Annotated in this window: 15 protein-coding genes; 5 read left to right on the top strand and 10 right to left on the bottom strand. The window is 43.3% G+C overall.

The features are described from left to right. Window positions 1–87: 87 nt before the first annotated feature. From HMPREF2795_RS00180 to HMPREF2795_RS00160, 5 genes are all read right to left on the bottom strand, one after another. Window positions 88–2739: a valine--tRNA ligase gene (locus HMPREF2795_RS00180; protein ID WP_075227866.1), complete on the bottom strand. Its 2652-nt coding sequence runs from the start codon at window positions 2737–2739 to the stop codon at window positions 88–90. After that, window positions 2732–3310 carry an AAA family ATPase gene (locus tag HMPREF2795_RS00175; protein ID WP_075227865.1) on the bottom strand — a complete coding sequence of 193 codons (579 nt, stop codon included), beginning with the start codon at window positions 3308–3310 and terminating at the stop codon, window positions 2732–2734. Before HMPREF2795_RS00175 ends, HMPREF2795_RS00180 begins: the two co-directional genes overlap by 8 nt. Continuing rightward, a complete protein-coding gene (locus HMPREF2795_RS00170) occupies window positions 3310–3870 on the bottom strand; it encodes a GNAT family N-acetyltransferase (protein WP_075227864.1) in 561 nt (186 codons plus the stop codon). The genes HMPREF2795_RS00175 and HMPREF2795_RS00170 overlap by 1 nt, the downstream gene beginning before the upstream one ends. Continuing rightward, window positions 3848–4435, bottom strand: a complete 588-nt coding sequence (locus tag HMPREF2795_RS00165) for a flavin reductase family protein (protein WP_075227863.1) — start codon at window positions 4433–4435, stop codon at window positions 3848–3850. Before HMPREF2795_RS00165 ends, HMPREF2795_RS00170 begins: the two co-directional genes overlap by 23 nt. A 337-nt stretch (window positions 4436–4772) precedes the next feature. Next, the gene (locus HMPREF2795_RS00160; protein ID WP_000047728.1) at window positions 4773–5168 is read right to left on the bottom strand and encodes a helix-hairpin-helix domain-containing protein; all 396 of its coding nucleotides are present in this window, start codon (window positions 5166–5168) and stop codon (window positions 4773–4775) included. A 215-nt stretch (window positions 5169–5383) separates the two neighbouring features. Here HMPREF2795_RS00160 and HMPREF2795_RS00155 point away from each other — a divergent pair, with 215 nt between their 5' ends. From HMPREF2795_RS00155 to HMPREF2795_RS00135, 5 genes are all read left to right on the top strand, one after another. Next, entirely contained in the window at window positions 5384–6136 is a 753-nt protein-coding gene (locus HMPREF2795_RS00155) for an isoprenyl transferase (RefSeq protein ID WP_075227862.1), read from the top strand. 8 nt (window positions 6137–6144) lie between these two features. Then, window positions 6145–6948, top strand: a complete 804-nt coding sequence (locus HMPREF2795_RS00150) for a phosphatidate cytidylyltransferase (RefSeq protein WP_075227861.1) — start codon at window positions 6145–6147, stop codon at window positions 6946–6948. Window positions 6949–6969: 21 nt separating this feature from the next. Then, on the top strand, window positions 6970–8226 hold the full coding sequence (rseP, locus tag HMPREF2795_RS00145) for an RIP metalloprotease RseP (protein WP_075227860.1): 1257 nt from the start codon (window positions 6970–6972) through the stop codon (window positions 8224–8226). Between the two features lie 17 nt (window positions 8227–8243). Further along, window positions 8244–10097, top strand: a complete 1854-nt coding sequence (locus HMPREF2795_RS00140; protein ID WP_075227859.1) for a proline--tRNA ligase — start codon at window positions 8244–8246, stop codon at window positions 10095–10097. A 224-nt stretch (window positions 10098–10321) separates the two neighbouring features. Further along, window positions 10322–11701 (top strand): glycoside hydrolase family 1 protein, encoded by a 1380-nt coding sequence (locus tag HMPREF2795_RS00135; protein WP_075227858.1) that lies wholly within the window; start codon window positions 10322–10324, stop codon window positions 11699–11701. Window positions 11702–11774: 73 nt separating this feature from the next. On the opposite strand, the gene HMPREF2795_RS00130 is transcribed toward HMPREF2795_RS00135, so the two are convergent. The 5 genes from HMPREF2795_RS00130 to HMPREF2795_RS00110 form a co-directional block, all read right to left on the bottom strand. Then, window positions 11775–12449: a rhomboid family intramembrane serine protease gene (locus HMPREF2795_RS00130; protein ID WP_075227857.1), complete on the bottom strand. Its 675-nt coding sequence runs from the start codon at window positions 12447–12449 to the stop codon at window positions 11775–11777. Then, window positions 12433–12972 carry a 5-formyltetrahydrofolate cyclo-ligase gene (locus tag HMPREF2795_RS00125; protein ID WP_075227856.1) on the bottom strand — a complete coding sequence of 180 codons (540 nt, stop codon included), beginning with the start codon at window positions 12970–12972 and terminating at the stop codon, window positions 12433–12435. The genes HMPREF2795_RS00130 and HMPREF2795_RS00125 overlap by 17 nt, the downstream gene beginning before the upstream one ends. An 8-nt stretch (window positions 12973–12980) precedes the next feature. Continuing rightward, window positions 12981–14111 (bottom strand): N-acetyldiaminopimelate deacetylase, encoded by a 1131-nt coding sequence (locus tag HMPREF2795_RS00120; protein ID WP_075227855.1) that lies wholly within the window; start codon window positions 14109–14111, stop codon window positions 12981–12983. A gap of 61 nt (window positions 14112–14172) precedes the next feature. Next, on the bottom strand, window positions 14173–14871 hold the full coding sequence (gene dapD / locus HMPREF2795_RS00115) for a 2,3,4,5-tetrahydropyridine-2,6-dicarboxylate N-acetyltransferase (RefSeq protein ID WP_075227854.1): 699 nt from the start codon (window positions 14869–14871) through the stop codon (window positions 14173–14175). Between the two features lie 63 nt (window positions 14872–14934). Continuing rightward, entirely contained in the window at window positions 14935–15867 is a 933-nt protein-coding gene (locus HMPREF2795_RS00110) for a DMT family transporter (protein ID WP_075228010.1), read from the bottom strand. Between the last annotated feature and the right edge of the window lie 114 nt (window positions 15868–15981).

Below are 15981 nucleotides of genomic sequence, written 5' to 3'. Positions count from 1 at the left end.
CATCATTTTCTCAAAATATAATTTTAAGCATGATAATATTTTCTCCATTATACCAAAAAAACACGGCATTCCGCCGTGTTTGTATGTTTATTTCACCAACTTCTTCATCTCATCAATACGTGCTACGGTCGCGTCGTATTTAGCTTGGTAGTCGGCTTGTTTGTCGCGTTCTTTTTGGACGACTTCTGGTTTGGCATTGGCTACGAAGCGTTCGTTAGAGAGCTTCTTACCGACCATATCCAGTTCTTTTTGCCATTTAGCCAGTTCCTTGTCGAGACGAGCTAGTTCTTCTTCGACATTGAGGAGGTCTGCCAGTGGCAAGTAGATTTCTGCTCCTGTGATGACGCTTGACATAGCGAGTTCAGGTGCAGGAATGTTTGAAGCGATTTCCAAGTGTTCTGGATTTGTGAAGCGTTTGATGTAGTTGACATTGCTGTTAAAGAAGGCTTCCAAGTCGCTATCGCTTGTCTTAACAAGGATGGTGATTGGCTTGCTTGGTGCTACGTTTACTTCCGCACGCGCATTACGAACAGCACGGATCAAGTCTTTGAGGCTTTCGACACCTGTGTGGGCCGCAAGGTCTTCAAAGGCTGGGTTGACAGTTGGGTATTCCGCTGTGACGATAGAGCCTTCAGAGATTTGTCCAAAGATTTCCTCTGTCACGAATGGCATGATTGGGTGAAGGAGACGAAGGATCTTGTCCAAGGTGTAAAGGAGAACGGAACGTGTGATGACTTTCTCTTCTTCGTAGTCGCTATAAAGGACTTCCTTAGTCAACTCAACGTACCAGTCCGCAAACTCGTCCCAAATGAAGTTATATAGGATGTGTCCAGCTACACCAAACTCAAATTTATCAAAGTTAGCAGTAGCTTTTCCGATGGTTTCATTGAGGTTGTGGAGAATCCAGCGGTCTGTGACATTTCCAGCTTCCTTCTTAACAACTTTTTCCACATTAGCAGTTGCTTGCTCGAGGGTCAAGCCTTCATTGTTCATAAGGATGTAGCGAGAGATATTCCAGATCTTGTTAATGAAGTTCCATGAAGCATCCATTTTCTCGTAAGAGAAGCGCACGTCTTGTCCTGGTGCAGAACCGTTTGAAAGGAACCAGCGAAGGGCATCGGCACCATATTTCTCGATGACATCCATTGGGTCAATCCCGTTACCGAGAGATTTAGACATCTTACGTCCTTGCTCGTCACGGATAAGACCGTGGATAAGAACGTTTTGGAATGGTTGACGGCCAGTGAATTCCAAGGATTGGAAGATCATACGAGACACCCAGAAGAAGATGATGTCGTAACCTGTTACCAAAGTTGAAGTTGGGAAGTAACGTTTGAAGTCTTCTGAGTCGACATCAGGCCAGCCCATGGTTGAGAATGGCCAAAGGGCCGAACTGAACCAAGTATCCAAGACGTCTTCGTCTTGAGTCCATCCGTCCCCTTCTGGAGCTTCTTCGCCGACATACATTTCACCCTCAGCATTGTACCAAGCAGGGATTTGGTGACCCCACCAGAGCTGACGAGAGATTACCCAGTCATGGACATTTTCCATCCATTGGAGGAAGGTATCGTTGAAACGAGGTGGGTAAAATTCTACCTTGTCCTCTGTGTCTTGGTTAGCAATGGCATTCTTGGCCAATTGGTCCATCTTGACGAACCATTGCGTAGACAAGCGTGGTTCAACCACTACACCTGTACGCTCTGAGTGACCAACACTGTGGACACGTTTTTCGATTTTAACGAGGGCACCGATTTCTTCTAACTTAGCCACGACTGCCTTACGAGCTTCGAAACGATCCATACCTGCAAATTCGAAGGCCAAGTCATTCATAGTCCCGTCATCGTTCATGACGTTAACTTGTGGCAAGTTATGGCGTTGACCAACCAAGAAGTCGTTTGGATCGTGGGCAGGAGTGATTTTCACGACACCAGTACCAAATTCAGGATCTGCGTGTTCGTCCCCAACGATTGGAATCAATTTATTAGCGATTGGAAGGATGACGTTTTTACCAATCAAGTCCTTGTAGCGTGGGTCTTCTGGATTGACCGCAACCGCAACGTCCCCAAACATAGTCTCAGGACGAGTAGTCGCCACTTCAAGGGCGCGTGAACCATCTTCTAGCATGTAGTTCATATGGTAGAAGGCACCTTCCACGTCCTTATGGATCACCTCGATATCAGAAAGGGCTGTACGAGCTGCTGGGTCCCAGTTAATGATAAATTCACCACGGTAGATCCAACCTTTCTTGTAAAGGTCCACAAAGACCTTGCGCACGGCTTTTGACAAACCTTCGTCAAGAGTGAAACGCTCACGAGAGTAGTCTACAGAGAGTCCCATCTTGCCCCATTGTTCCTTGATGGTAGTGGCATACTCGTCTTTCCATTCCCAGACCTTACTCAAGAAAGATTCACGACCAAGGTCGTAACGACTAATGCCCTCACCACGCAAGCGCTCCTCAACCTTAGCTTGGGTCGCAATCCCCGCGTGGTCCATCCCTGGAAGCCAAAGCGTATCAAAGCCTTGCATACGTTTTTGACGGATGATGATATCTTGCAACGTTGTATCCCAAGCGTGACCAAGGTGGAGTTTACCAGTTACGTTTGGTGGTGGAATAACGATAGAATAAGGCTTAGCCTTTTTATCGCCTGAAGGCTTGAAAACATCTTCATCAAGCCATTTTTGGTAACGACCAGCCTCAACCTCGGCTGGATTGTATTTAGGTGAAAGTTCTTTAGACATGTGTTTGTCCTTTCTCTATTGTTTTCATTTTTTCTTGAATCTGCTTTGCAACTTCTTCTGCAGACAGATTCGTATTATTAATTTTAAGGTAGTGGTGAAGATCACTCGGTTGCTTTTGAGAATTATGTTGATTCGTTTTATCAGTATCTAAAATCTCTCTTTCAGATACCTCAAAATTCCGTTTCAAAGGTTTGTATTTCAACCGATTCTCCGTCCGATTGCGACGTAAGCGCTCCTCAAGGCTTGTTTCCAATTCAACAAAAAGAATCTCTTGATGATACTCATTTAACAAATCTTGAATGTCCTTCAAATACATCAGATGGTATTGATTTGAAAAATCAGTTACACCTGTTAAAATCACCGACCGATGATGCCTGGCGCTTGTTCCAAGAAAAGAAAAGTTAACGCTACGAACAAATTCCCACATTTCTTCCGTAAAATCCTGATAGATTTCGAGTGCGAAATCTATTGGTTGATGGTTGAAAAAGAGAGTCGCACCGGTGAGTTTTGAAAGTTCCTGACCAATGGTCATTTTCCCTGAGGCTGGAGCTCCAATGATGAAAACATGCATCAATCCGCCTCCCACTCACTCCTCAGCAAGCCGTATCTCAAATCATCACAACGATTGCCTTGGGCATCTTTGCGATCCCTTATGCGAGCTTCAAGGGTGAAACCAAGTTTCTCAGCGACTCGTTGACTTTGGACATTGTAACCAAAACAAGTTAGTTCAATCTTGTGAAGACTCAATTCTTTAAAAGCTAGGTCGATTAAAGCACGCGCTGCTTCTGGCACATAGCCTCGACCCCAATAGTCTGGGTGCAAGGTATAGCCAATCTCTAGCACATCATCTTCGTGGCGATGGGGGAAATCGACAGAACCAATGATTGTATCGGTCCCTTTAATCACAATTCCATAGCCTGCTGGGAGATTATCCTTTTGATTACGCTCGGGAAGGATATGTTCTAGGTAATAAATCTCATCTTCCAAGGTCTTGACAGGTGGAAAACCTGCTGGGTAAGAGACTTCTGGACGACTAGCATAGTCAAAGATATCCTCAGCATCCGGCACGGTACGGACTCGCAAGACCAGACGCTCGGTTTCGATTCGTTCAGGTAATGTTGCTATTGTCATTCTTTTGCCTCGCTTTCTTAATAAAGCTTCCCATGGAATCGACTCGGTCATCTAGATAACGATAAACGCGCTGGTGGCCGTCCCCCATAAAGTAAGTCGGCGCAAAACGGTCATTTTTAAAATGTCCCTTGTCATCCAAGAGCTCTGGATCAGCTAGTCGCTCGAGAATTTTGGCAAAGATATGACAGATGCCATCTTCCTCGATAATCCGATCAACCTGGCAATCCAAAACGACTGGACAGGCCTCCAAAATCGGAGCCTGAGTTCGTTCAGAAATCTCGTAGTCAAGCCCTAGGTGTTTCAATTTCTCCCGATGGCTGATAAAGCCAGCCTGCTCCATCTGGATCATGAGGTTTTCGTCAGGGATGTTGACAGTGAACTGTTGGTAATGCTTAATCTGGTCAGCTGCATTTTCCTCAGCACCAACACCTATGACCAACCAATCTCCCAGACTATAAGAGGAACTGCAGGTCGTGATATTGTGCCCAAAGTTCTGGTCCTGATAGCCCAAAATGAAGATAGGAAAACCATAGTAGAGCTTACTTGTTTTAAAAGATTGTTTCATGACAACCTCCTTTGGCTAGGGGTGCAAAATAAAAATCGCCCCTGTCATCAATCTGACAGGGACGAACATGTTTATCCGCGGTACCACCCAATTTCGGGCAACGCCCGCAACTTTTGTCTTCTTGTTTCTCTTTGATTAGGCTTGCAACTCGCTGCCTAGTCCTAAAAGGAAACAAAAAGATTTATATTTCATTTTTAAATTTCATCCATTAGCAACCAGTTTTGACACATTTGTGGACTTCTCAGCACCGCCACTTTCTGTAAAATGTGGGACTCAAAACACCTCTAATGGCTTTATTTTAACAAGTTTTTGACGGAAAAGCAAGGAACAAGAAAGATTACTTGAACTTAATGCCGTTTTCTTTTAATTTCTTGATAGTTGCTGGACCGATTCCTTTCAAGGCAAGGAGTTCTTTTTCTGTCCAGTTTTTAAAGTCAGCAGCAGACTTGATTCCTTCATCGTAGAAAGTTTTAGCGCGATCTACTGAAAGTCCACCTAGGTTGGCTGCGAATTCCTCTACAGAGCTTGTAACCTTTTGAGCTTGTTCTTTGGTTGCTTCTACAGTTTTTTCAACCTTTTTAGAAACGGCTTTCCCTGCATCGCTTGCTGCTTTTTCAGCGTGCTTCACAACTTTTTTTGTTTCTTCGACAACCTTGTTTACAGTGTTTGAAAATGCACCTGAGCGACGTAGGCTGTTTCTCAATTGTTTTTTACGTTGGAGTGTCTTTGACATGATAAAATCCTTTCAATAAAAAATCCCTGTGGCTGAACAAGGATCGAATCTCTATGGTTTTATTGTATCAACTTTCTTTAGGAATTGCAAGGCTTGATATACTGGAAATATAGGAGATATATGGGAAATTTCGCCGTAGAATGATAGGCAATAATAGAAGAAAAGTGAAAAATATGGTATAATGAAACGATAGATTTTTGAATAGGAATACAATCATGTTTGGATTTTTAAAAAAAGATAAAGCAACAGAAACCCCCACAATGGTGCCAGACCACATCGGTGTGATCATGGATGGGAATGGCCGTTGGGCTAAAAAACGGATGCAGCCACGAGTCTTTGGCCATAAGGCTGGGATGGATGCTTTGAGAAAGGTAGCTATTGCTGCTAGTGATATGGGCGTCAAAGCCTTGACAGTCTATGCCTTTTCAACTGAAAACTGGACCCGTCCAGATCAGGAAGTCAAATTTATCATGAACCTGCCAGTTGAATTCTATGATAAGTTTGTTCCTGAATTGCATCAGAAGAACATGAAAATTCAAATGATTGGGGAGACTGATCGTTTGCCGAAGCAGACTTTTGATGCCTTGAAAAAGGCAGAAGAGCTGACTAAGTTAAATACAGGTTTGATTCTCAATTTTGCCCTTAATTATGGTGGACGAGCTGAGATTACACAAGCGGTCAAGTTTATTGCACAGGATGTTTTAGATGCTAAGATCAATCCTGGTGATATCACAGAGGAATTGATTGGGGAATACCTCTTTACGGGTCATTTGCCAAAAGTTTTGCGTGATCCTGACTTGATTATTCGGACCAGCGGTGAACTTCGTTTGAGTAATTTCTTGCCATGGCAGGCTGCTTATAGCGAGCTCTATTTCACGGATGTCTTGTGGCCTGACTTTGATGAGGAAGCCTTGAAAGAAGCTATCATCGAGTACAATCGTCGCAACCGTCGTTTTGGAGGAGTGTAGGAGATATTATGATACAGGATTTACAAAAAAGAACCCTTTTTGCTATCTTGGCTTTGGCTATCTTTATCCCAATCTTGGCGATTGGTGGCTTATGGCTCCAGATTGCCATGGGGATTGTGGCTATGTTGGGAGTACATGAGTTGCTTCGTATGAAGGGGTTAAATACCATGACGCCTGAAGGGCTCTTGACTTTACTAGCAACCTTTTTTCTGACTATTCCTTTGGAAAACTACCTGAAGTTTTTGCCCGTGGATGGGAACGTTGTTGCTTATAGTGTCGTGATTCTCATTTTGCTAGGAGCAACGGTTTTTAGCAAGAACTATACCATTGAGGATGCTGTTTTTCCGATTGCCGTGAGTTTTTATGTTGGCTTTGGTTTTAATGCTTTGGTCGATGCTCGTATTGCAGGTTTGGATAAGGCGCTTTTGGGACTTTGTATGGTCTGGGCAACCGATAGTGGAGCCTATCTAGTAGGAATGAAGTTTGGTAAGAGAAAGCTAGCTCCGAGAGTTTCCCCTAACAAGACCATAGAGGGTGCTATGGGAGGTATCTTGGCTGCTATGCTCGTAACCTTAATCTTTATGCTAGTTGATAGTACCGTTGCTTTACCTTATGGGATTTACAAAATGATGGTCTTTGCTATTTTCTTTAGTATAGCTGGTCAGTTGGGGGATTTGATCGAAAGTGCTATGAAACGTCACTTTGGTGTCAAAGACTCAGGTAAGTTTATCCCAGGCCATGGTGGGGTACTGGACCGTTTTGATTGTATGCTGGCTGTGTTCCCGATTATGCACCTCTTTGGCTTATTTTAAGGAAAGGTAAATAGAAATTAAATGATAGGATTACTAACATTTATCCTAGTTTTCGGGATTATCGTGGTAGTTCACGAGTTCGGGCATTTTTACTTTGCTAAGAAGTCCGGGATTTTGGTTCGTGAGTTTGCCATTGGTATGGGTCCCAAAATATTTGCCCATATCGGAAAAGATGGGACTGCTTATACTATTCGTCTCCTGCCACTGGGTGGTTACGTTCGGATGGCAGGTTGGGGTGAAGATACGACAGAGATTAAGACTGGAACCCCTGCAAGTCTAACATTGGCAGCGGATGGTAAGGTCAAGCGTATCAATCTCTCTGGGAAAAAGGTTGACCAGACAGCTCTGCCTATGCAGGTCACTCAGTTTGATTTTGAGGATAAACTCTTTATTAGAGGCTTGGTCTTAGAAGAGGAAAAGACTTTCTCAGTTGACCATGATGCAACCATTGTGGAAGCTGATGGAACGGAAATTCGTATCGCTCCATTAGACGTCCAATATCAAAATGCGACTGTCTGGGGCAAATTGATTACCAACTTTGCTGGTCCTATGAATAACTTTATCCTAGGAGTTATCGTCTTCTGGATTTTGATTTTCATGCAAGGTGGCGTTCGTGATACGCAAACGAACAATTTCAGTATTATTCCAGATAGCGCTTTGGCTAAGGTTGGTGTTGAAAATGTGGCCCAAATCACTAAAGTCGGCAGTTATGAGATTTCAAACTGGTCAGATTTGATTCAGGCGGTCGATGCAGAAACCAAGGACAAAACAGCGCCCGTTTTGGATGTGACGGTTTCTGAAAATGGCACTGAAAAACAAGTCAGTGTGACACCTGAAGAAAGCCAAGGTCGTTATATACTGGGTGTTCAGCCAAGGATCAAATCAGATATCTGGTCTATGTTTATGGGTGGATTTACAAGTGCGGCTGATTCAGCCTTGCGCATTCTTAATGCTTTGAAAAGCTTGATTTTCCAACCAGATTTGAATAAACTAGGCGGTCCCGTTGCTATCTTTAAAGCAAGTAGTGATGCCGCTAAAAATGGTCTTGAGAATGTCTTATTCTTCTTGGCTATAATTTCCATCAATATTGGAATTTTCAATCTGATTCCAATCCCTGCGCTAGATGGTGGAAAAATCGTGCTCAATATCCTAGAAGCTATCCGTCGCAAACCACTAAAACAAGAAATTGAAACCTATGTCACTCTGGTCGGAGTTGTCATTATGGTCGTCTTGATGCTCGCCGTGACTTGGAACGACATCATGCGTACCTTCTTTTAAGAAATAGAGGAGTCATTATGAAACAAAGTAAAATGCTTATCCCAACGCTTCGCGAAATGCCAAGCGATGCTCAAGTTATCAGTCACGCCCTTATGTTGCGTGCTGGTTATGTTCGTCAAGTATCAGCAGGTGTTTACTCATACCTACCACTTGCTAACCGTGTTATCGAAAAAGCTAAGAAGATCATGCGTCAAGAGTTTGACAAGATTGGTGCTGTTGAGATGTTGGCTCCAGCCCTTCTCAGTGCAGACCTTTGGCGTGAGTCTGGCCGTTATGAAACCTACGGTGAGGACTTGTACAAATTGAAAAATCGTGAGAAGTCAGACTTTATCTTGGGTCCAACTCACGAAGAAACTTTCACAGCGATTGTCCGTGATTCTGTCAAGTCTTACAAGCAATTGCCACTGAACTTGTATCAAATCCAGCCTAAGTATCGTGATGAAAAACGTCCACGTAATGGACTTCTTCGTACCCGTGAATTCATCATGAAAGATGGTTATAGCTTCCATGCTAACTACGATAGCTTGGATGTAACTTATGATGAGTACAAGGCAGCCTATGAGCGTATCTTCACTCGTAGTGGTTTGGACTTCAAAGCCATCATCGGTGACGGTGGAGCTATGGGTGGTAAGGATAGCCAAGAATTCATGGCCATCACACCTGCTCGTACAGATCTTGACCGTTGGGTTGTTTTAGACAAGTCCGTCGCATCATTTGATGAAATCCCTGCAGAAGTGCAAGAAGAAATCAAGGCAGAATTGCTCAAATGGATGGTTTCTGGTGAAGATACCATTGCCTACTCAAGTGAATCAAGCTATGCAGCTAACTTGGAAATGGCAACCAACGAGTACAAACCAAGCAACCGTGTAGTTGCGGAAGAAGAAGTAGCTCGCGTGGAAACACCAGGTGTCAAATCGATTGATGAAGTCGCAGCCTTCTTGAATGTCTCTGAAGAGCAAACAATCAAGACCTTGGTTTATATCGCAGATGAGGAGCCAGTTGTGGCCCTACTTGTTGGCAATGACCAGCTCAACGAAGTCAAATTGAAAAACTACCTTGGAGCAGATTTCTTGGAACCTGCAACTGAGGCAGAAGTGAAAGAATTATTGGGAGCAGACTTTGGTTCTCTTGGCCCAGTAGATCTTCCAGAAAATGTTAAAATTATCGCTGACCGTAAGGTACAAGATAGCCGTAATGCGGTTGTTGGTGCCAACGAAGATGGCTACCACTTGACTGGTGTGAACCCAGGTCGTGACTTTACTGCTGAGTATGTGGATATCCGTGAAGTTCGTGAAGGTGAAATTTCTCCAGACGGACAAGGTATTCTTAACTTTGCGCGTGGTATCGAAATCGGTCACATCTTTAAACTGGGAACTCGTTACTCAGCAAGTATGGGTGCAGATGTCTTGGATGAAAATGGCCGTGCTGTGCCAACCATCATGGGATGCTACGGTATCGGTGTTAGCCGTCTCCTTTCAGCGGTTATGGAGCAACACGCTCGCCTCTTTGTGAACAAAACGCCTAAAGGGGAATACCGTTACGCTTGGGGTATCAATTTCCCTAAAGAATTGGCTCCGTTTGATGTGCATTTGATTCCAGTTAATGTCAAGGACGAAGCAAGTCTTGAATTGACTAATCGTATCGAAGAAGCCTTGGTCAACAAAGGCTATGAAGTCTTGACAGATGACCGTAACGAACGTGTCGGTGTTAAATTCAGTGATAGCGACTTGATCGGTCTTCCAATCCGTATCACTGTTGGAAAGAAAGCAGCCGACGGTATCGTAGAAGTGAAGATCAAGGCGACAGGAGATACAATCGAAGTTCATGCAGATAACTTGCTTGAAACCCTTGAAATCTTAACCAACAAATAAAATCTATAATCAGAAGAAAAACAAGACAAAAATGTAACTAGTTTTTGCCTTGTTTTTTCTTTATAATGAGAGAAAGTAAGACTCAATGAAAATCAAAGAGTAAACTAGGAAACTAGCCGCAGGTTGCTCAAAACATCGTTTTGAGGTTGCAGATGGAAGTTGACGCGGTTTGAATTTGATTTTCATTGAGTATAAACATTAAAAGCGTAAAAAGAGGTAGTACTATGCTAAAATTTCCAAAGGATTTTGTCTGGGGTTCTTCAACTTCTGGGCCGCAGACAGAAGGACGAGTACCTGGTGATGGCAAGGGAGATAATCTCTGGGATTATTGGTTTCAAGTAGAGCCAAATCGTTACTACAATGGTATTGGACCAGACAAAACGTCGACCTTCTATGAAAACTGGGAAAAAGATATCGAACTTTTGTTAGAAACTGGCCACACAGCCTTTCGAACTTCTATCCAGTGGTCTCGTATTTTCCCACAGGGACGTGGGGAAGTCAACCCTCAAGGTGTGGCTTTCTACCGCCAGGTATTTGAAGCCATCAAGGCTAAGGGTATTCGCCTCTTAGTCAATCTCTATCACTTTGACCTGCCTTTTGCCCTTCAAGAAGATGGCGATGGTTGGGAAAATAAAGCAACTATTAAGGCTTATGAAGACTATGCTCGTTTCTGTTTTGAGACCTACGGTGACCTTGTGGACCAATGGATTACCTTCAATGAGCCTATCGTTCCTGTAGAGTTTGGCTATTTTTATGATGCCCATTATCCACATAAGGTGGATGCCAAAGCAGCGGTTAAGGTTGCCTATCATACACAACTGGCGAGCACTCTTGCAGTTAAGGCTTGTCATGAAGTCTTGCCTGGCTCTAAGATTGGGATTGTCCTCAACTTGACACCAGCCTATCCACGTAGCCAGCATCCTGCGGATGTCAAGGCTGCTCGTATTGCCGATCTCTTCCAAGCACAATCTTTCCTAGATCCGTCAGTTTTGGGAGCTTATCCAGAAGAGTTAGTGGAAATTTTGTCTGAGCATGACTTGTTACCAGAATACACAGCCGAAGAATTGGAACTCATTCGTGAGAACACCGTTGACTTCCTAGGAGTCAATTACTATCAGCCTTTGCGTGTTATGGCGCCACGTTTTGCTAAGCATCCTGATAGTCCACTATTACCAGAACATTTCTATGAACCTTACGTTATGCCAGGTCGTAAGATCAATCCACACCGCGGTTGGGAAATCTACGAGCAAGGAATTTACCATATCGCTCAAAACATCAAGGAAAACTATGGCAATATCGAGTGGATGTTGACAGAAAATGGGATGGGTGTTGAAGGTGAGGATAAATTCCGTGAAAATGGCATGATACAAGATGACTACCGTATCGACTTTGTCAAAGGTCATCTTCGTGAGCTTCATCGTGCTATCGAAGACGGTGCCAACTGTAAAGGATACTTGATCTGGACCTTTATCGACTGCTGGTCATGGCTCAATAGTTACAAAAATCGCTATGGTTTGGTCGAGCTAGACTTAAAAACACAAGAGCGTCGCCTGAAAAAATCAGGCCACTGGTTCAAAGAACTCAGCGATAACAATGGATTTTAAGCAACTTTTTATATAGATTCAAAAAACCATTGGAACTTCTCAATTTGAGAACTTCCAATGGTTTTTCTTGTTTTTATAATAGTCCGATAAAAAGCATCAAGGCTGATAAAGCAATGAAAGCTAGGGTTGCAAGACCACGTTGGCCTGGGCTGTATATCTTTCGTTCGCCTAGAACTGGGAAGACGATAGCTAGTAATGCGCCACCGACAGCTCCACCTACGTGTCCAGCAAGGCTGATCCCAGGCATTAAAACACTTCCTACTAGGTTGATGACCAAGAGGGAGAGGTAGGATTGACCAAGCTGTTGAAGATAGGGGTTGCGTGAGGCATAACGGAGAACGACAATAGAAGCGAACATACCATAGAGGGCAGTTGAAGCACCAACAGTAATGGCATTGGGACTAAAAACGAGGACAAAGAGATTTCCCATCATACCTGATAGAAGGTAGATAAAGAAAAACTGTTTGGAACCAAAGATTTGCTCCATCTGACGTCCCAAGAAGTAAAGGGATAGCATATTGACTAAAAAGTGCTCCAAGCCAATGTGGACAAAGGTTGCTGAGAATAAGCGCCAGATTTGTTCAGGCATGGCCTTGATTGCTGGGGGATAAACAGCTCCGAATTTATACAAGGTGGCTGCGCTTGTGTAATTGAAACCACTAGTTAGAAACATGAGTATAAAAACCAGGGTTGTCACGAGTAGAAAGAAGCTCGTGGCAGGATACCGACGATCAAAAATTTCTTTCATAGATGAGTACCTCCTCAACAGGAATATCGTGTGGATAAGGATGGAAGTCCTGAATCTGACAAGGATAAAGTGTGCTGATGGTGTGACCAGTAAAATGCTCCAAGTAGCGGTCGTAATAGCCACCTCCATAGCCAACTCGATAGCCAGAAGGATTGAAAGCTAAACCGGGAACATGGATCAAGTCAATCTGAGAAGGTTCAAAGACAATAGCTTCCCCCTGAGGTTCAAGGAGACCAAAAGAATTTTTTTCAAGTTTCTCTGGTTCATAGAGCACCAGGTCCATTTTCCCTTGTGGATAAGTTTTGGGAATGAGAATAGTCTTCCCATCTTTTTGAGCTTGTTCAATGAGCTCAGCTGTCTGAAATTCATGAGGAAAAGACAGGTAAGTGGCGATGGTTTTTGCTTCCTTGTAGAAGGGATGTAGGAGTAGTTGCTCAGTCAACCAAGCGTCCATGACTTCCTTTTCTTCGGCTGATAGAGACTTAAGTCCTTGCAAGACCTGCTTGCGTAAGCTTTTTTTCATAATTTAATTTACTCCGCAGCTTTCTTGGCTAAAAAGCTTGATACAGCCTCGACACCGATTGCCAGAGCTTCTTCCTTAGGACTCATCTTTGGATGGTGAAGAGCATAGGGACTATCAATTCCAAGCCAGAACATGACACCAGGAACCTTTGATAGAAGATACCCAAAGTCTTCCCCTGTCATGGCAGGTTCGATGTCGATTAGTTCAATGCCCTCTTTTTCATCAAAGAAGGTCATCAATTCCTGGGCTAATTCAGGGTTGTTTTCGACAGGTAGGTAACCTCCCTGCTTGAGTTCAACTTCCACTTCCATATCAAAAGCAGCTGCCACACCTTTAGCGATGGCTTTGACACGTTTTTGAACCAAGAGACTCATGCTATGTGTAAGAGCTCGAATGGTTCCATGCAAGAAAGCTGTATCAGCGATGACATTATTGGTTGTACCAGCTTGAAAAACACCGAAAGTGACAACAGCTCCCTCGATAGGATCGACATTACGGCTGACAACCGACTGAACTTGAGTCACAAAATAGCTAGCTGCAACCAGAGCATCGTTTGCTTCATGTGGAAAGGCAGCGTGACCACCTTTACCCTTGAAACGAATCTTGACTTCGCAAGTTCCTGCAAAGAGTGTATGGGTATTGGTCGCAATTTGTCCAACTTTTAAGTCCGGACGAACATGAAGTCCATAGAATTGGTCAGGCAGCCAGTCACCAAAGGCATCATCTTCATACATGAGCATACCGCCTGCCTCATTTTCTTCCGCAGGTTGAAAGAGAAAGAGGAGGTTGTTTTTTGGTTGTTTTTCTAAAGCACGTTCGAGACTTCCAAGTGCAATGGTCATATGAAAATCATGCCCACAAGCATGCATGCGATCTGGATATTGAGAGGCAAAAGGAAGACCAGTTTGTTCAACGATTGGGAGTCCATCAATATCTGTCCGCCAACCAATGGTACGTTCTGGCTGACTTCCTTGTAAGTATACTAAAATACCTGTTCGCCAAGTACGAATCTGAACAAAATCCTTACCAGCTGTTAATTTCTCAATAACATTGAGTAAATAAGCGTGAGTCTTGAATTCTTCTAAACCAATCTCCGGAATTTGGTGAAGATCGCGTCGAGTTTGAATTAAATCTAACATATCTAATTTCCTTCTATTAATACGATAAAGAGGCTGGAAATATTTCCGCCTCTGTTACTAATTACAAGGTGCGAAGCGCATCCTCTAGCGCTGTTTTTTGTTGAGTTTGGCTATCAATTTCTTTGATGATACGAGCCGGAACACCTGCCACCACAACATTTTCTGGAACATCTTGAGTGACGATGGCACCTGCTGCAACAACAGATCCGCTACCGATTTGAACACCTTCGATAACCACAGCGTTAGCACCGATGAGTACATTATCACCGACACGAACAGGCTCTGCACTAGCTGGTTCGATGACACCTGCAAGAACAGCGCCAGCACCTACGTGACTATTTTTACCAACAATAGCACGTCCACCCAGAATAGCACCCATGTCAATCATAGTGCCAGCACCGATTTCAGCACCGATATTGATAACAGCCCCCATCATGATAACAGCATTGTCACCAATCTCAACCTGGTCACGGATGATAGCGCCTGGCTCGATACGAGCATTGATAGCACGTTTATCAAGGAGAGGTACAGCCGAGTTGCGAGCGTCTTGTTCAACAACATAGTCCTTGTTTTCTGTAAGTCCATCTAGAAGTGGAGCGATATCTTTCCAGTCTCCAAAGAGAACATTCCCAAGCTTGATAACAGAAGCAGGAATAGCTCCGGCAAGTTGTCCCTCAAAGGTCACTTTTACACTTGTCTTTTTCTCAGCATTTGCGATAAATTGGATAATTTCTTGTGCATTCATTTTTGTAGCAGTCATAGGTGTCTCCTCATTCTTTATAATGCTTACTATTCTACCAAAAAAGGCTTCAATTTTGAAGCCTTAAGTGTTAAAAGAAGATTCTTTCATTTTGTTTTTTGATTCTTCAATGGATAGAAAGATCATTGGGATGATAATCAAAATCATAGCCAGTAGCAGATACCCATCCAAGACTAAACCTAGAAAGAGAACGCTTAGAATAGCAGATGATAAAGGTTCGCTTGCACTAACGACTGACACCACCAAGGGAGAAACGAGCGAGACAGCCTTCATCGATAGGAAGAAAGCAAAGGCTGTTCCCAAAAAGGCAATAGTCAAACAAATACAGATACTGATGGCATCAACCTGGAAGCTAATCTTATAAACAGGATAGAGAAAATTACTAAAAATCCCAGCGATAATCATTCCCCAGCCAACAGTAGGCACAAAACCGTATTTTTTAGCAAAGCGTTGGGGTAAGATGACATTGAACATGACACCTAGTGCACTGAGAAGTCCTGTCAGTAAAGCAAGTGGTGTAATTGATAATTTGGATAGATCTCCTTTGGTAGCCATCAAAAAGACCCCAACCATAGTGACCAAGACATAAAAAATAGCACTTTTAGAAGCTTTTTTCTTGTAGATGATGCGATTGTAAAAGAGGATAAAGACAGGACTGATAAATTGGAGGATGGTTGCAGTTGTAGCGTTGGAGTACTCCACACAGAGATAAAAGAAAAATTGTACGGAGAAGATCCCTAAGATAGCATAGGCGAGAAAAGGAAGGTAGTTGTTTCGATTTCTCCAGATATCGAAAAGCTGGAACCGGAGTTTAAGGCTAGATAAGATGATTACGAAACTACCTGCGACGAGTAAACGCATAGAAGTAATCCACCCTGAAGAGACCTGATAATGTGAAAAAAAGTACTCTCCAAAGATTCCGCAGATTCCCCAGATCAAGCCAGATAGGAGAGAATAAATGGTTCCCTTAAAAATATTCTTTTGATAGTTATTCATGTTGCTATTGTACCATGAAAGGAAGAAAGAAAAAAGAGAGTGGAGAAAAATCATTTCATTTCCACTCTCAATAATTGTGACGTTTATACTCAATGAAAATCAAAGAGCAACCTA

It is taken from the genome of Streptococcus sp. HMSC056C01, assembly GCF_001811305.1.
Lineage (GTDB): Bacteria > Bacillota > Bacilli > Lactobacillales > Streptococcaceae > Streptococcus.
The sequence above is the reverse complement of the archived record's forward strand: the minus strand, read 5'-3'. Positions and strand labels throughout refer to the sequence as shown.